Origin of the sequence: Mediterraneibacter glycyrrhizinilyticus, from assembly GCF_015560805.1 — a bacterium.
Classification (GTDB): domain Bacteria; phylum Bacillota; class Clostridia; order Lachnospirales; family Lachnospiraceae; genus Schaedlerella; species Schaedlerella glycyrrhizinilytica_A.
The window spans coordinates 300,838-317,071 of record NZ_JADMSO010000003.1 but is presented as its reverse complement, the minus strand read 5'-3'; the positions used below and the strand labels follow the sequence as shown (position 1 = coordinate 317,071).

General features: G+C 48.9%; 17 protein-coding genes. All 17 read right to left on the bottom strand.

The window, feature by feature from the left end; genetic code table 11:
• Positions 1–3: 3 nt before the first annotated feature.
• Positions 4–1,452 carry a glycogen synthase GlgA gene (glgA, locus tag I2H87_RS05160; RefSeq protein ID WP_009266023.1) on the bottom strand — a complete coding sequence of 483 codons (1,449 nt, stop codon included), beginning with the start codon at positions 1,450–1,452 and terminating at the stop codon, positions 4–6.
• 138 nt (positions 1,453–1,590) lie between these two features.
• Positions 1,591–2,382: a sporulation transcription factor Spo0A gene (spo0A, locus tag I2H87_RS05155; RefSeq protein ID WP_009266022.1), complete on the bottom strand. Its 792-nt coding sequence runs from the start codon at positions 2,380–2,382 to the stop codon at positions 1,591–1,593.
• 259 nt (positions 2,383–2,641) lie between these two features.
• Positions 2,642–3,739 (bottom strand): SpoIVB peptidase, encoded by a 1,098-nt coding sequence (gene spoIVB / locus I2H87_RS05150; RefSeq protein ID WP_195609463.1) that lies wholly within the window; start codon positions 3,737–3,739, stop codon positions 2,642–2,644.
• A gap of 198 nt (positions 3,740–3,937) precedes the next feature.
• Positions 3,938–5,614 carry a DNA repair protein RecN gene (gene recN, locus I2H87_RS05145; protein ID WP_022152248.1) on the bottom strand — a complete coding sequence of 559 codons (1,677 nt, stop codon included), beginning with the start codon at positions 5,612–5,614 and terminating at the stop codon, positions 3,938–3,940.
• Positions 5,615–5,623: 9 nt separating this feature from the next.
• Positions 5,624–6,082 (bottom strand): arginine repressor, encoded by a 459-nt coding sequence (gene argR, locus I2H87_RS05140; protein ID WP_117549450.1) that lies wholly within the window; start codon positions 6,080–6,082, stop codon positions 5,624–5,626.
• 4 nt (positions 6,083–6,086) lie between these two features.
• On the bottom strand, positions 6,087–6,920 hold the full coding sequence (locus I2H87_RS05135; RefSeq protein WP_022152246.1) for an NAD(+)/NADH kinase: 834 nt from the start codon (positions 6,918–6,920) through the stop codon (positions 6,087–6,089).
• 42 nt (positions 6,921–6,962) lie between these two features.
• Complete coding sequence (locus I2H87_RS05130) at positions 6,963–7,805, bottom strand: TlyA family RNA methyltransferase (RefSeq protein ID WP_009266017.1); 843 nt, start codon at positions 7,803–7,805, stop codon at positions 6,963–6,965.
• Positions 7,802–9,661: a 1-deoxy-D-xylulose-5-phosphate synthase gene (gene dxs, locus I2H87_RS05125; protein WP_195609462.1), complete on the bottom strand. Its 1,860-nt coding sequence runs from the start codon at positions 9,659–9,661 to the stop codon at positions 7,802–7,804. The genes I2H87_RS05130 and dxs overlap by 4 nt, the downstream gene beginning before the upstream one ends.
• Positions 9,662–9,690: 29 nt before the next feature.
• The gene (locus tag I2H87_RS05120) at positions 9,691–10,581 is read right to left on the bottom strand and encodes a polyprenyl synthetase family protein (protein WP_009266014.1); all 891 of its coding nucleotides are present in this window, start codon (positions 10,579–10,581) and stop codon (positions 9,691–9,693) included.
• Entirely contained in the window at positions 10,571–10,786 is a 216-nt protein-coding gene (gene xseB / locus I2H87_RS05115) for an exodeoxyribonuclease VII small subunit (protein ID WP_054703089.1), read from the bottom strand. The genes I2H87_RS05120 and xseB overlap by 11 nt, the downstream gene beginning before the upstream one ends.
• Positions 10,774–11,982, bottom strand: coding sequence for an exodeoxyribonuclease VII large subunit (gene xseA, locus I2H87_RS05110; protein ID WP_117549441.1), 1,209 nt, complete (start codon positions 11,980–11,982; stop codon positions 10,774–10,776). Before xseA ends, xseB begins: the two co-directional genes overlap by 13 nt.
• Before the next feature lie 30 nt (positions 11,983–12,012).
• The gene (gene nusB / locus I2H87_RS05105; protein WP_009266011.1) at positions 12,013–12,411 is read right to left on the bottom strand and encodes a transcription antitermination factor NusB; all 399 of its coding nucleotides are present in this window, start codon (positions 12,409–12,411) and stop codon (positions 12,013–12,015) included.
• A 99-nt stretch (positions 12,412–12,510) separates the two neighbouring features.
• Positions 12,511–12,894: an Asp23/Gls24 family envelope stress response protein gene (locus I2H87_RS05100; RefSeq protein WP_009266010.1), complete on the bottom strand. Its 384-nt coding sequence runs from the start codon at positions 12,892–12,894 to the stop codon at positions 12,511–12,513.
• A gap of 74 nt (positions 12,895–12,968) precedes the next feature.
• Complete coding sequence (locus I2H87_RS05095; protein ID WP_117549439.1) at positions 12,969–14,558, bottom strand: peptide chain release factor 3; 1,590 nt, start codon at positions 14,556–14,558, stop codon at positions 12,969–12,971.
• Between the two features lie 88 nt (positions 14,559–14,646).
• A complete protein-coding gene (locus I2H87_RS05090) occupies positions 14,647–15,258 on the bottom strand; it encodes a SpoIIIAH-like family protein (RefSeq protein ID WP_195609461.1) in 612 nt (203 codons plus the stop codon).
• A gap of 29 nt (positions 15,259–15,287) precedes the next feature.
• A complete protein-coding gene (locus I2H87_RS14080) occupies positions 15,288–15,812 on the bottom strand; it encodes a stage III sporulation protein AG (RefSeq protein WP_334299421.1) in 525 nt (174 codons plus the stop codon).
• Positions 15,781–16,230 carry a stage III sporulation protein AF gene (locus tag I2H87_RS05080; RefSeq protein ID WP_009266005.1) on the bottom strand — a complete coding sequence of 150 codons (450 nt, stop codon included), beginning with the start codon at positions 16,228–16,230 and terminating at the stop codon, positions 15,781–15,783. The genes I2H87_RS14080 and I2H87_RS05080 overlap by 32 nt, the downstream gene beginning before the upstream one ends.
• Positions 16,231–16,234: the final 4 nt, after the last annotated feature.

The window sequence follows — 16,234 nt, the reverse complement described above, 5'->3', positions numbered from 1 at the left end:
GTCTTATTCTCCAATCAAGCTTTTGTATAGATTCTGGTACTGTCCCGCAGAATTCTTCCATGAAAAATCTGCATTCATCGCCCGTTCCACGATCTTGTTCCAATCCCGTTTTTTATCATAGTAGATCTTCTCGGCATAACGGACGGTATTCAGCATCTCATGCGCATTGTAATTTGCAAAACTAAATCCCGTTCCGGTCTTTTCAAATTCATTATAAGGCTCTACCGTGTCTTTTAATCCTCCGGTCTCACGGACGATCGGGATCGTTCCGTAACGGAGGCTCATCAACTGGCTGAGTCCGCATGGTTCAAACAGAGACGGCATCAAGAACGCATCCACGGAAGCGTAGATCTTATGTGAAAGTTCATCCGAGTAAAAGATGTTCGCAGACACTTTTCCGGAATACTTCCACGCAAAATGCCGGAACATGTTCTCATATTTTGCATCTCCGGTTCCAAGTACCACGATCTGAACCGCATCCTGACACAATTCATCCATCACATAATCAACCAGATCAAATCCTTTCTGATCGGTCAGTCTCGAAATCATCCCGATCATCATCACTTTCGGATTCTTCTCAAGTCCAAGTTCTTCCTGCAGCGCTGCTTTGTTGACCGGTTTGTTCTTCCGGAAATTTTCCACAGAGAAGTTCTTCACGATCTTTCCGTCTTTGGACGGGCTCCACTGTTCATAATCCAGGCCATTGACGATCCCGCACAGATCATTTGCCCGGGCATTCATCAGTCCGTCCAGTGCTTCCCCATAAAATGGTGTTTTGATCTCCTCCGCATACGTCTGGCTCACGGTCGTCACCTTATCCGCATAAACGATGCCGCCTTTCAAAAGGTTGGCATCTTTGTATGCTTCCATTTTGTCCGGTACAAAATAATAATCCGGAAGTCCGGTGATCTGACGCACCGTCTCTTTATCCCATACGCCCTGGAATTTCAGGTTATGTATTGTCATCACAGTCTTGATGCCGCGGTAATATTCACCGAGATAGCGAAAATTATCCAGATAAACCGGGATCAGTCCGGTCTGCCAATCATGACAGTGGATCAATTCCGGACGGAAACCGATCACCGGCAGGATGCTCAAAACCGCTTTTGAGAAAAACGCAAATTTCTCGATATTCCATCTCGGATCTCCGTCATAAGGTGCAAAGCCGTTGAAATAATATTCATTGTCAATAAAATAAAACGTAATCCCATCATATTCACATGTTAAAATTCCAACATAACGGTCTTCCCCCGCAAGATTCATATAGAAATGATCGACATACTGCATCATGTCTTTCCACTTCTGGTACATGCAGTTATACTTTGGCAGGACAACCCGGACATCGTATGACGATTTATCAAAATACTTCGGCAGAGAACCGACCACATCCGCAAGACCACCGGTTTTTATAAACGGGACACATTCTGAAGAAGCAAATAAAATATTTTTCATAAGACAAACCCTCCACTTTCTTATTTCTCCAGCAATCATTCTTGTCTGTTATTATACCTCATTTTCAGGTACTTGAAAAGAATTAATTCCCATCCGCTCACGTTATTCTGCCGATGTCGTGCTCGGGAACGCATTCGGTCAGCGGTGTTTGTACTCCAACTGGATCGTATCCGCGATCAGTGCGATAAACTCGGAATTTGTCGGTTTTCCTTTTCCATTGCTGACTGTATATCCGAACAACTCATCCAACGTATCCAGTTTCCCTCTGCTCCATGCGACTTCGATGGCATGGCGGATCGCCCGTTCCACCCGGCTCGATGTTGTCTGATACTTTTTCGCTACCGTAGGATATAAGATCTTCGTGATCGCATTCAGCACATCCATATCTTCGACCGCCATCATGATCGCATCCCGAAGATAATGATATCCTTTGATATGCGCCGGGATCCCGATCTCATGTAGCATATCGGTCACACGGTTCTCCAGACTTTCCTCCCTCTTCGCCGGGTTATGATCCAACACATCCTCCGTTCTTCTGTCATGGCTTCTGTACACTTTCCTGACTGTTTTTATCCGGTCCAAAAGTACTTCGTTATTAAATGGTTTCATAATATAGTAATTCGCACCCTTATTAAAGGCGTCTTCCGTAATCCTCTCCTGACCGACCGCTGTTACGACAATAAAATAGGGCTGCTTCATCATCGTTTTGTCATGGCTGACATGATCCATCACCGTCAGACCGTCCATTTTCGGCATGATCAGATCCAACAGGACAACATCCGGCTGTTTGTTCTTGATGATCCGATACATTTCTTCCCCATTTTTCGCCTTGCCAACTACATGAAGTTCTTTATCCATGTTGATCACTTCTTCCAACATATCCAAAATTCTTTCATTATCGTCAGCGATCGCCACATTTAACTGCTCCATTTTTATACTCTCTCCTCCCAATTGAATAGCAGTTTGATTCGAGAACCGCCACCTAGCTTATTATATCGGTCTCCCTGAAAGGAAGCAAGGGGATCTTTGCGCCCCTTTTCGACAGAAAGCCCCCGAAATCAAATGCTTTCGACGATTTCAAAGAAAAAGGTCTTTTCTTTTTTCATCCGCCCGCCTTTGATCTGTATAAAAATGCATTATTTTGTAAATCGATTCTTTCCAGTTTTTGTCAGTTTTCCCACAGATCTTATCAACTTTCCTGACCGTCACATACCGTCTCCAGCATCGTCTCCGCAAAAATCCCGTATCCTTTTGTCGGATCGTTGACAAACACATGGGTTACCGCGCCGATCAGTTTTCCATCCTGAAGAATCGGAGATCCTGACATTCCCTGAATGATCCCGCCGGTTTCATCCATCAATTCCGGATCCGTCACTTCAAGAACGATCCCTTTATTTTCCTCTTTCGCATTGGGATCCACCTCCGTGATCTGAATGCCATATTCCCGCACCTCCTCACCAAGACAGCAGCGGATCGTCGCATCTCCCGTATGGATTTCCTCTTTTTCCGCCACCTGAACGGGAATCTGTTCCTCAAATAAAGCGTCAATTTCTTCGATCGTCCCATAAATTCCCATTTCCGTATTTTTTTCGACAGTCCCCAGACGGTTGTAGCGGTTGTACACGATCATTCCCTCCATACTGCCCGGCATACCGTTTTCTCCTTTCAGAATGGACCGGATACTCGTCTTATAAAGGCTTCCTCCTCCGATATCCATCAACACACTTGTATCTGCATCGTGGATTCCATGTCCCAAAGCGCCAAATTTACTGTTTCCGGTCAAAAATGTGATCGTTCCCAATCCCTGTACATTATCCCGGATCCAGATTCCAAGTTTATGATCCGATCCCGCACATTTCACAGCATCCATTTTAACCTCCAGCTCTTCCGTACCGCGCCGCAGTTTTAACACGACTTCCTCCTGCTTCAAATCTGCCAGTTCTTCTGTCAGATCTTTTTTACATTCCACTGCACGCTCATTGATCCCGACAATGTAATCGCCGGCATGTACAAGGTGTCTCGCGGGTTCATATTTCTCACCGTCCTCGCCCTCGATCTCCTGGGTATCCAACACAAGGATCCCATCCGTCTCCATATAAATCCCCACCGGCATTCCGCCCACCAGAACCGTATTTTCTCCGGTGCTCCCGGTGCTGACCGCTTCCTCATTCCGTTTATCCTCGCGCCCATTGCTTTGCATGGCCGAAAAGAAAACACCGACCAAAAGAGTTACAAAAACTGCCGTTTTCTTCCAACACTTTCCTCTTCCGTTCTTCAAATCTGTCACATCCTTTCTCCCGAATACGATAATCACCGGAAGTGCCAAAAGGCACATTCCGGGATTGTAAGCAGTCGCCAAGGTCCCGGGCAAGCCCGGACTTTGGCTCGTCGCCTATGCAAAAAACGAACATCGGCACAGGCAAAAATGCTGTACATTTGATGTTCGTTTTTAGTATGTGACAGATTCTTTTATTTCACACTGGAATTATATTTCACGCGTTGCCAATTCTTTCATCTCACGCGCGCTTTCCAGTATATTTTTTGTGATTTTTGCGCCGCCGAGTAGCCTTGCCAGCTCCTGTACAGACTCTTCTTCTTCCAAAATATGGATCTGCGTGCGGGTAGACGATGCATTCGCCGCTTTTTCAATCGCATAATGCGCGTCCGCCATCGCCGCGATCTGGGCAAGATGCGTAATACAGAGTACCTGACGCGACTCTCCGATCAAATGCATCTTTTCCGCTACTTTTCCGGCTGTGATCCCACTGATCCCGGTATCGATTTCATCGAAGATCAACGTCGGCGTATCTTCCTTATCCGCAACAACCGTTTTGATCACAAGCATGATCCTGGAAAGTTCTCCCCCGGAAGCCGCCGTCCCCATCGGTCGGAGCGCTTCCCCCGGATTGGTGGACAAATAAAATTCCGCATCGTCGATCCCGCCCGCGCTGCGCTCTTTCAATTCCGAGAACCGCATCTCAAATCGGGTATCCAGAAAATTCAGATCCAAAAGCCCTTTTTTGATCTTTTCTACAAATGGAACCGCCGCCTTTTTCCGCGCTTCACTTAATTTCTTCGCACAGGAATCATACGTCTCTTTTGCTTTTTTGACCTCCCGAAACAATTCCTGCATATATTGTTCATAATCTTCAAGTTCTGTTAGTCTCTGCTTTCTCTTCTCACAATATGCGAGGATCTCACTGACAGAATTGCCATATTTTGACTTTAAATGATTGATCTCATTCAGTCTGCTTTCCGTTTCGTAAAATTCTTCATCGGAAAATTCAAATGTTTTCGCATACTCGGAAAGTTCACGGTTAAAGTCATTCAGAAGATCGTCAATTTCCGACAATTGCGCGTATAGCTGCCCGCCCTGCCCGTCACACTCCGCGACGTCCTGCAACGCACGGATCGCGCGGCTTAACAGATCGCTGGCGTTGGACGAACTGTCTTCGCTCGTATAGCGGTAAGCTTCCGCAATCCCCTCGGTGATCCGCTTTCCGTCCAGCATCCTGCGATACGTCTGTTCCAATTCTTCGTCTTCCCCGTCAGAAAGACCGGCTTCTTCAATCTCGCCGACTTCGAACTGTGCGAGAGACAATTCCCGTTTTTGTTCCTGTTCGTCCAGTCTGGACTCTTCCAGCTTTTTCGACAAACGCTGATATTCCCGATATGCCGTTTCCGTCTGTTCTTTCCATTTTTTCACGGCATCTCCCGCATAAAGATCAAGAAATGCGAGATGATTTTTCTTGTGCAGCAAAGACTGGTGCTCATGCTGACCATGAATGTCGATCAGCAGGCTTGCCACATCTTTTAGAAGCCCCATGCTGACCGTTTCTCCATTGATCTTGCTCGTACTTCTCCCTGTCAACAGCTTCCGGCTCAGAACGATCCGTCCGTCTTCCGGATAGACATCCATCGACTCAAGCTGTTCCAAAAGCGCGCCCTCGATCCCTGAAAATGTCAGTTCCACCAGTCCGAATTTTGCTCCTGTCCGCAGCAGATCCGCTGAATATTTGCCGCCCAGCGCCAGATTCACCGATCCGAGCAGGATTGATTTTCCCGCGCCGGTCTCGCCGGTCAGGATATTGAGTCCCGGACAGAATTCCACCTCGATCTCATCGATCAGCGCCAGATTTTTTACATGAAGATTCTCTAACATATTTGATTCCTATTTTCCTTTTGACACAATTTTCCGTATCTTGTCCATAACGACTGCCGTATCTTCCACAGTGCGGATCGCGCACATGATTGTATCGTCCCCGGCGATACATCCGACCACTTCGCTCCAGTCCATCGCATCCACGGCAGCCGCAACTGCCATTGCCATTCCCGAAACAGTCTTGATCACAAGAATATTCTGTGCCATATCCATCGATACATACCCATCCTGCAGTACGCGGACGTACTTTTCACTCATTCCGCCCTCATCCGGACGCAGCACGACATATTTCTGTCTGCCGCCGTCCGAGGCAACCTTTGTCAGCTTCAGATCCCGGATATCACGGGAGATCGTTGCCTGTGTCACTTTAAACCCTGCATTATTCAGACGGTCCGCCAGTTCCTCCTGAGTCTCAATATTATATTGACTGATAAGTTCGATAATTTTTGCATGACGACTGACTTTCATAATTTTAGTTTCCTTTCATTTTCTCCCGCATCGTTTTCATAAAACTTTCTTTACTCAATTTCACAAGCCGGACTGTCTCCCGCGCTTTGTTGATCCGCACGCGGTCATTGCTGTGCAGACGTTCGGTATCCGCCCCGTCAAATGTAACGAGGGCATGTTCCTCTCTGCCGTAGCGTCCCTCACAGACTTCAATCTCGATCGTATCCTCCGCTGACAATACAATACTGCTCGCATTCAAAGCATGCGAACAGATCGGCGTGATCACGAACATGCTCGCCGTCGGTTCTACGACCGGTCCTCCCGCGGAAAGATTATATCCGGTCGATCCGGTCGGTGTGGAGACGATGATCCCGTCCGCCAGATAACTGTTCAGCAGCGTTCCATTCACATAGACTCTGAAATGAACGACCCGCAGTCCTCCGTCCCGGGTGATCACAACGTCATTCATCGCCACATGACCGACGCATCCGTTGATACTGCCGTACATCATCATCCGCTGTTCAATATCCGGTTTTTCAGAAAACAACTGATCCAGCGCTCTTCTGCAGTTCGGCAGTTCTACCTCGGTCAGATAACCGAGCGTTCCCATATTGACCCCGATCAGCGGAATATGATATTCTTTCAGTTCCCGCGCCGCGCGGATCAATGTACCGTCTCCGCCCAGAACGATCGCGCACTCAATTCCCTCCGGCACAGTTCCGGGAACGATGTGCCCCTCCGTATCTTTCGTCGCCACAATGCATTCTTTCCCGTTTTCTTCTATATAAGTCTGAATCTCCTGTGTGATCTGATAACCGATGTCTTTCAGTTCATTTGCTATAATGTAAAAACGATCCATACTGTTTCCTCTTGTCCTGCTTTGTAAAATCTGTCTTTTCCGTTAGGACGGCAGTGCCGCTCCCTTTTCATGCGCCAACGTTTCAAACGCACGGTCTGTTACCTTTTCCAGCTCCTGTTTCATCTCATCGGAGATCTCCGGAGCCATGCCTGCTCCGTGTTTTTTCAAATGGATCAGATATTCGATATTGCCCTCCGGTCCGCGGATCGGCGAGAAGTCGATATTTTTGATCTCAAATCCGATGCTCTGCGCATACTGAGCCACTTTTTCGATTACTTCCCGATGGGTGCTCTTCTCACGCACGACGCCTTTTTTCCCCACTTTTTCTCTTCCCGCCTCAAACTGCGGTTTGATCAGCGCCACGATCTCTCCGTCCGGCGTCAGATAATTCCGGATCGGCTCCAGTACTTTTGTCAGTGAGATAAAGGAGACGTCGATCGAAGAAAATGCGATCGGCTCTCCGATATCCTCCGGCGTCACATATCGGATATTCGTCTTTTCCATACAGACAACACGTGGATCCTGACGCAGCTTCCAGTCAAGCTGCCCCCTGCCCACGTCGATGGCAAACACTTTCACCGCTCCGTTCTGCAGCATACAGTCGGTAAATCCTCCGGTGGACGATCCCACATCGGTGCAGACTTTCCCATCCACGGTTACATCAAAATTGGCAAGCGCTTTTTCCAGCTTTAATCCGCCTCTGCTGACATATGGAAGTGTATGTCCTTTGATCTCGATCTGTACCTCATCCGAAAATGTCGTCCCAGCCTTGTCTTCCCGCTGTCCGTCTACGAATACATTTCCCGACATGATCACTGCTTTCGCTTTCTCTCTGGATCCCACCAGATTTCTTTTTACAAGCAATACATCCAAACGCTCTTTCATCTGCACTCCTCTTCAATCTGCTTTATCAGCCTGTCTTTTTCCATTCCGATCATACTGCGAAGACTTCCGATATCGCCGTGTTCCACAAACTGATCCGGAATACCGACAGGACGTACTTTCATCGGAAGTCCGCGTCCGGCAACATACGCCAATACCTGCTCCCCATATCCGCCTGTCTCTATATTCTCTTCGAGTATCATCACATACCGATGCTTTACGGAAAGTTTCTCCAGCATCTCGGTATCCAACGGCTTTACAAACCGCGCATTGACAAGGGAACAGGAGTACCCCTTTTCTTTCAGCCCGCTGCGCACCGCCTCTGCAAGCTCTGCCATATGCCCGACAAATAAAACCGCAAGATCCGATTCCTCATAGATCATCTCGCTCTTACCATATACGATCGGTTCCCGGAATTTTTCCAGTCCCTCATATGCCTCTCCTCTCGGATAACGCAGCGCGATCGGATGCGGATACCCGATTCCGAACCGCACCATATCTGCCATCTCCCAGCGGTTTTTCGGCGACATGACCGTCATATTCGGGATCATGGACAAAAACGACAGATCAAAAATCCCCTGATGAGTCTCCCCGTCGCTTCCTACAAGTCCCGCCCGGTCCACTGCAAACATCACAGGAAGATCCTGCAGGCAGACATCGTGAATGATCTGGTCATACGCCCGCTGTAAAAAAGAAGAATACACTGCCACGACCGGCTTCATGCCTCCTGCTGCCAGACCTGCGGCAAATGTCACCGCATGCTCTTCCGCGATCCCCACATCAAAAAAACGATGCGGATACCGTCCCGCAAATCTCGCAAGTCCGGTTCCGTCTGCCATCGCAGCCGTGATCGCCGCCACATCTTCCCGCTCCTTTGCCGCACTGCAGAGCACTTTGGAGAACACATCGGTATAACTGTCTTTTCCCTTGCTCCCTTTCGTCTCTCCGGTCTCTGCGTCAAACGGTCCGACCCCATGGAACCGGGACGGTTCTTCTTCCGCCGGAACATATCCTTTTCCCTTTTTCGTCCTCACATGGACCAGCACCGCATGATTGACCCGCTTCGCCTCCTGAAGCGTCTTATAAAGCTGCCGGATATCATGTCCGTCCACCGGTCCTAAGTAAGTGATCCCCATATCTTCAAAAAGCATGCCCGGCACGAAAAGCTGTTTGATCCCGCTTTTTGTCTTGCGGATCTGATCCACGATCTTTTCTCCCTGAACCGGTATCCGTTTCAGCTTGTCTTCCACGCCTTTTTTCAGCTCGGTATAAGCTTCCGCTGTCCGCAGTCCGTTCAGATACCGGGACATTCCGCCTACATTTTCCGAAATAGACATATTATTGTCATTCAAAATGATGATAAAATTACTCTTCAGCCGCGCCGCATTGTTCAGCGCCTCAAATGCCATACCGCCTGTCATCGAACCGTCGCCGATCACAGAGACAACGTTATACTTCTCTCCTTTGATATCCCGCGCCGCCGCATAACCGAGCCCTGCCGAGATCGAGGTGGAACTGTGTCCTGTATTGAACGCATCGCAGGAACTTTCTTTTCGCTTCGGAAATCCGCTCATGCCGCCGTACTGGCGCAGAGTTTCAAATCCATCCCGCCGTCCCGTCAGAAGCTTATGTGTATATGCCTGATGTCCTACATCCCAGATCAGTTTGTCTTTCGGAAGATCCAGTGCGAGATGCAACGCGATCGTCAATTCTACAACACCCAGATTCGATGCCAGATGACCGCCCGTCTCGCTGACATGCTCGATCAGGAACTGACGGATCTCATCCGCCAGAGGCTTCAGTTCTTCCGGCTTCAGTTCTTTGATGTCGTTCTCTTTTTGAATTTTTTCTAAAACCATACAGCCATCCCCTTTTGTTCTTTCTTCACCTATTTTTCGCGGTGGATCAATGACAAAAGTAATTCCTCCAAAAACGGATCTGCCGGTTTGAGTCCCCGCAGTTCCTCCACTGCCTCTTTGGAGAGACGTTCCACTTCCGCCCTCGATGCTTCCAGACCTTTCCATGTAACATACGTTGTCTTTTCGTTTTTCTCGTCACTGTGGATCGGCTTTCCGAGAACTTCCTGACTGCCCGTCACATCCAGGATATCATCCTGGATCTGAAATGCCAGTCCGACTTTTTTCGCAATCCGTTCCACACTTGCCGTCTGTGCTTCGTCCGCTCCGGCAAGTACCGCGCCGATCATCATCGCGCTTTCAATCAATGCGCCCGTTTTCAATTCGTAAATAAACAACAGTTTTTCACCGGAGATCGCTTCTCCCGCCGCTTTGACGTCCACGACCTGACCGCCGATCATTCCGTAGATCCCGGCTTTCTTCGCAAGGATCTGCATTGCTTTTCCGACTCTCAAAAAGTCCGTATCTTCCAGATCGAACGCCTGTGATGCAGTCTCAAACGCATAATTCAGCAGGGCATCGCCTGCAAGGATCCCCATATCTTCCCCGTATACGACGTGGGTCGTCTTTCTGCCGCGCCGGTATTCGTCGTTATCCATTGCCGGAAGGTCATCATGTACGAGTGAATATGTGTGGATCATCTCCATCGCAGCCATGAACGGTTCCACAACCGATCCTTTCCCTCCAAACAAACGGTACGTCTCCCACATCAACATCGGACGGAGCCGCTTTCCGCCTGCAAGCAGACTGTACTCCATCGCTTCCATGATCAGGCGCTGCTCTCCTTTTGCTTCCGGGAGAAAGCGCCTCAAAATCTGCTCGATCTGTTCTGTTCTCTGCTTCTGTTCTTCTCTAAAATTCATGTAATTCTCCGTTCTCATCCAATGCCAGGACGCTTTTTTCAACCGTATCGATCGTTTCCGAGCACTGTTTTAACAATGTAACGCCTTTTTTATAAAGTCCGAAAGATTCTTCCAATGTTGTCTCACCTTGTTCCAGTTCATCTACTACACGTTCCAGAGACGTGAACAACTCATCAAGCGTCGGACTTTTTTTCATCTCTTCCATCCGTCTTCCACCTCTACGATACGGGCTTTGATCTTTCCGTCTGTTACATAAACGGAAATTTCCTGCCCGTCTTTCACCTGCTGCACCGACCGGACGTTCTCTCCGTCCGCCAGTTCCGTATAAGAATATCCCTGACTCAGCTTTTTCAGCGGAGACAGACCGTCGATCTGCTCCGTATAAATTGCCAGCCGATGCTTATTCTCCTCCAAAAGCATCTGCATCCGATCCCGCAGACGGTTCTCCAATTCCTGTAAAATCTGTCGGTTTTCATTCAGCTTTTGCTGCGGATGCGTATGTTTCAGACGCAGTTCCAACTGTTCCAGTCTTCTGCGCTCCAGCATAGTCTTTAAACGCATCTGCCTGCGCATCCGACTTAAAAACGCTTCCATCTGTTCCGAAACCTGCCGATGATCATACACCGCAAGTTCCGCCGCCGCTGACGGTGTCGGTGCCCGCAGATCCGCCACATAATCTGAAATCAATGTGTCTGTCTCATGTCCCACTGCCGAGATCACAGGAACCCGGCATTCAAAAATCGCGCGCGCCACCTTTTCTTCATTAAATGCCCATAGATCCTCGATGGAACCGCCTCCGCGGCCGACGATCATCACATCCACATTCTGCTTTTCCAACATCCGGATCCCACGGACGATACTGTCCGCCGCTCCCTCTCCCTGTACAAGCGCGGGATAGAGGATCAGCTGCACATAAGGGTTTCTTCTGGATGCGATCTGGATGATATCGCGTACCGCCGCTCCCGTCGGCGCCGTCACGATCCCGACTGTTTTGGCAAACTTTGGAATCGGCTGTTTATATTCCTCTGCAAACATGCCCATCTCTTCCAGTTCCTGCTTCAGCGCTTCAAACTTCTCATAAAGAAGTCCTGCGCCCTCAAGGATGATCTCATTTGCATAGAGCTGATATTTCCCATCACGCTCGTATACATTGACGGAACCAAGCACGACGACTTTCTGCCCCTCCCGCATACGAAAAGAAAGCCCGGACCGCGCGCTTGCAAACATAATGCAGGCAATCGTACCGGACTCGTCTTTCAATGAAAAATAGATGTGACCGGAAGCGTGGTACTTGCAGTTCGACACCTCGCCTTTTACATAGATCCGGTTCAACATGAAATCCTGAGTGAACATATTCTTGATATACAGGTTTACCTGCTTCACCGTGTAGACATTGCGCATACGCTCCTGCCTCCTGTTTTCTTCCGATGCTTATTCTGCAAGACGCGCGAGCACTCCGTTGACAAATGCAGGTCCGCTCTCGCCGCTGAACCGCTTCGCCAGTTCCACTGCCTCGTTGATCGCCACGCCTACCGGAACGTCTTCGTCCCACTTCATCTCATATACTGCAAGACGCAGGATTGCCAGATCCGCTTTGTTCATCCGCTTTGTCTTCCAGTCTTTGCTCTTCTCATCGATCAGCGCGTCGATCTCGCTGATCTTCTCCAATACCGCTTTGTACTTTGTCTCGATATATGTTCTATCCTGATCTGTCGCACGTTCCAGACTGTCCATATACAATTCAAAATGCTCCGGCATATCCGCCGGCTCGTTAAATTCTATCTGAAATACCATCTTAAAAACGTGTTCCCGAAGTTCTGATCTTATCATAATGGCTCCTTTCTGTTGTCCTTTTCTTTTGTAAAGCAAAAAGGATGTCTCACGACATCCTTTATTATACTACATGTATACTGCTCTTTGCAACGAAAACTATTCCCGGTTCTCCATCTCCACGCCTGCGACACGGATATTGATATCCGCAACTTCCAGTCCGGTCATGTTCTCGATCGCCGTCTTCACACGATCCTGCACCTTTGCAGTCACATCCATGATGCTGTAATTATACTTCAGGTTCAGCGCAAGAGATACGGTCACAACACCCTCCAGCACATCCACTTTCACGCCTTTGGAAAGGTTCTTCATACCAAGGCGGCTGACCAGCTCGTTGGTAATGTTGCCCGCCATCGATGCAACGCCGTCTACTTCTGTCGCAGCAAGCGCGGCAATGATCGCAACGACTTCATCCGCGATCTGCACTTCTCCCATACTGTTGTCATTCTGTATCGTATATGTGGTTCTTTCGTCCTTTGCCATCTTCACAACCTCCAATTTGGTCTAATCTCTTTTTGTATTATAACAAATATCCCTCTGTTTGCAAAGGGAAATTATTATCTTCCAAATTCCGAAAGTTTCAGTCCCTCATTTCTCTCCAGCGTCATCCGGATGCTCCACTCATGCACAAACAAAAGGAGCGGACGGTCTTTCAGATCCTTGATCTTCTTCATATCCGAAGTTCCGCTTAAGCGGTCCATGTCGATCTCGTCGTTTTCGATCCAGCGGATATGCTCGTACGGCAGATTTTCCAGACGGATCTCCACATTGTATTCATTTTCCAGACGGTACTTCAACACGTCAAACTGCAACACGCCGACCACGCCGACGATGATCTCTTCCATACCGGTATTGTATTCCTGGAAAATCTGGATCGCGCCCTCCTGGGCAATCTGATTGATCCCTTTGACAAACTGTTTCCGCTTCATCGTATCGACCTGACGCACTCTCGCAAAATGTTCCGGCGCAAACGTCGGGATCCCCTCGTAAGCGTACTTCTCTTTCGAGGTTGTCAATGTATCTCCGATGGAGAAAATTCCCGGATCAAAAATACCGATGATGTCTCCGCCACACGCCGATTCTATGATCTTACGTTCACTTGCCATCATCTGCTGCGGCTGGGAAAGACGCACATCTTTTCCGCCCTGAATGTGATAAGCCGACATCCCCGCCTCGAATTTTCCGGAACAGATCCGCATGAACGCGATCCGGTCACGATGCGCCTTGTTCATATTGGCCTGGATCTTGAACACAAACGCCGAGAAATCATTTTCTTTCATCGGATCGATCAGTCCGTGATCCGACATTCTCGGCAGCGGTGAGCTTGTCATCACAAGAAAATGCTTCAGAAATGTCTCCACACCGAAGTTCGTCAGCGCCGACCCGAAAAACACCGGAGACAGTTCGCCTTTTGAGACGAGTTCCTGATCAAATTCGGCCGCCGCTCCGTCCAGTAGTTCGATTTCCTCTTCAAGAAGCGCTTTTGCATCTTCTCCGATCACTTCGGAAAGCATCGGATCCTCTTCCGAGATCGTCTGTACCGCGCCCATCTTTGTTCCTTTTTGGGTATCGGAGAACAGCTCCACTTCTTTTTTCTGACGGTCGTATACTCCTTTGAACGCTTTACCGGAACCGATCGGCCAGTTCACCGGACAAGTTGCGATCCCAAGCTCTTTCTCAATATCGTCCAGAAGTTCAAATGTATCCATCGCATCCCGGTCCATCTTATTGATAAACGTAAAGATCGGAATATGGCGCATGACGCAGACTTTGAACAGCTTTCTCGTCTGCGCCTCCACACCCTTGGACGCGTCGATCACCATGACCGCGGAATCCGCCGCCATCAGCGTCCGGTAAGTATCCTCCGAGAAATCCTGATGCCCCGGTGTATCCAGGATATTGATGCAGAATCCCCCGTAATTAAACTGCAGGACCGAAGACGTTACCGAGATACCTCTCTCTTTCTCGATCTCCATCCAGTCCGAAACCGCATGCTTTGCAGTCGCCTTTCCTTTGACCGATCCCGCCTGGTTGATCGCGCCTCCATACAACAGGAACTTCTCGGTCAGCGTTGTTTTTCCGGCATCCGGATGGGAAATGATCGCAAACGTCCGCCGCTTTTTTATTTCATTTGTAATATCAGACATAATTCCATATCTCCTCGTATTTCTGGTTCCTCTTCACATAACCGGAATCCATTTTACCATAACCGTTCACTGCCTGCAATCTTTTGTTTTATTCGTGGATCGGTGTGATCACGATATTTTCCGGTGCAATCTCCGTTTTCCGTGTCACGATGTCCTCGATCTGCGCCCGGTTGGCATCCGTTAATTCTTCCGCATTCACAACAATGTCCGCGGAATCTTCGGTCAGATTGACCACAGACTCGGAAAATCCTTTGGACGCCATCAATGTCTCGATCGCCAATTCCTGCTCGGCGATCTGCGTCATCCGCACCATCTGTTCCACTGCGCTCTGCTTTTCTTCCTCGCTGATATTTGTGTTGTCGATCAGCGCCTGCAAGGTTTCCTTATTCTGCGCGCGCACCTGTTCTCTTGACACTTTCGCCTGCGCAACGGTACTGTCCGCTCCGCCGTTTGTCAGGACTGCCTCCCCCGGTGTTCCCTCGACTTCGGAATCCGTGCTTGCGATCTCGGTACTTTCCGTCTCCAGATCTTCCTCTGAAATATCCAGAAGCTCCTGATTGACCATCTCTGTATTTGCCTCTGCGCTGCTGTTTGGATCATCGCTGAATAATTTTCCCGAATAATTCAGATATCCGGCTATGGCGATCATCACCGCCAGGGTCGTAATAATGATCTGGTTTTTCTTAAATAAATGTTTCACGAAAGTTCCTCCTTTTCCATCACCTTTTTTCATGATCCTGCTGTTGTCCTTTTCATTATTTTTATCTTATGCGCTTCGATCCCAAATAATGCCTGGATCGCTTCCGTGATATTTTGCACGACGACCGGATGATCTCCCCCCTCCGCGATCACAGCAACGCCCTCCACCTCCGGCAGCATCTCCCGGCTCACATAGGGCGTCTGGCTTCCGTCCTCACGCTGCTCATAAATACTGGTTTTTTCCGTCTCCCCCTCTTTTTCCACCCGCGTTCCGCCTGCCGAATCTTCTTCCGTCGTTGTCCTGCTATTGGAAATCTGATCCTTTTCGATGACTTTCTGCCCGGATGATTTCAAGGTGATCACCACTTCCGTCTTTCCGACCCCCTCCACACATTCCAGTGCATCCGCCACCCGTTTTTCCAGATACGCCTCATACTGCCCCACCAAAGTCTCTTCCGCTCCTGTCCCATTTCCACTACGGATTCCCACAGATGTCTCCCTTTTTGTTTCTTCCTGTTCCTTGTCACTCTCCCTGGGTACCGGGATCGCGATCACCAGCAGCAACAGTCCGATCAGCAGAATCACCAGCAGCTGTTGTTTCCCCGGACGTTTCTCCTCCGTATGTATCCACGTCAAAATCCGATCTCTGATTTTCTCCAATTTCGATTTCCTCCACACCGTCCGTTTCCTTTTCCAGAAACTCGAACACATCCGCCTCTTCAAAATATTCCCTGCTCTCCATGATTTCCTGACGGATCAATTCCGATTCATGATTTCGATATTTTGTTTGAAAAGTCCCCAAACTCCCTGTCACCTGTAAAGGCGGCGTCAGGATCAAAAGGATCAGCACGATCCCCGCAAAAAAACGGACATATTTCCTGTAAGCCTCCCTCGGCAGCACCTCCAGCGCCGCCGTGACGATCACAAGATAAAATGCCAGGTTTTTCATCCACTCATACATCGCATCCAACATCGCT

Excerpts from the sequence above, each read along its gene's own strand:
- glgA (WP_009266023.1), bottom strand. The coding sequence starts at position 1,452 with ATGAAAAATATTTTATTTGCTTCTTCAGAATGTGTCCCGTTTATAAAA.
- spo0A (WP_009266022.1), bottom strand. The coding sequence starts at position 2,382 with ATGGAGCAGTTAAATGTGGCGATCGCTGACGATAATGAAAGAATTTTG.
- recN (WP_022152248.1), bottom strand. The coding sequence starts at position 5,614 with ATGTTAGAGAATCTTCATGTAAAAAATCTGGCGCTGATCGATGAGATC.
- argR (WP_117549450.1), bottom strand. The coding sequence starts at position 6,082 with ATGAAAGTCAGTCGTCATGCAAAAATTATCGAACTTATCAGTCAATAT.
- I2H87_RS05135 (WP_022152246.1), bottom strand. The coding sequence starts at position 6,920 with ATGGATCGTTTTTACATTATAGCAAATGAACTGAAAGACATCGGTTAT.
- I2H87_RS05130 (WP_009266017.1), bottom strand. The coding sequence starts at position 7,805 with ATGAAAGAGCGTTTGGATGTATTGCTTGTAAAAAGAAATCTGGTGGGA.
- dxs (WP_195609462.1), bottom strand. The coding sequence starts at position 9,661 with ATGGTTTTAGAAAAAATTCAAAAAGAGAACGACATCAAAGAACTGAAG.
- I2H87_RS05120 (WP_009266014.1), bottom strand. The coding sequence starts at position 10,581 with ATGAATTTTAGAGAAGAACAGAAGCAGAGAACAGAACAGATCGAGCAG.
- xseB (WP_054703089.1), bottom strand. The coding sequence starts at position 10,786 with ATGGAAGAGATGAAAAAAAGTCCGACGCTTGATGAGTTGTTCACGTCT.
- xseA (WP_117549441.1), bottom strand. The coding sequence starts at position 11,982 with ATGCGCAATGTCTACACGGTGAAGCAGGTAAACCTGTATATCAAGAAT.
- nusB (WP_009266011.1), bottom strand. The coding sequence starts at position 12,411 with ATGATAAGATCAGAACTTCGGGAACACGTTTTTAAGATGGTATTTCAG.
- I2H87_RS05100 (WP_009266010.1), bottom strand. The coding sequence starts at position 12,894 with ATGGCAAAGGACGAAAGAACCACATATACGATACAGAATGACAACAGT.
- I2H87_RS05095 (WP_117549439.1), bottom strand. The coding sequence starts at position 14,558 with ATGTCTGATATTACAAATGAAATAAAAAAGCGGCGGACGTTTGCGATC.
- I2H87_RS05080 (WP_009266005.1), bottom strand. The coding sequence starts at position 16,230 with ATGTTGGATGCGATGTATGAGTGGATGAAAAACCTGGCATTTTATCTT.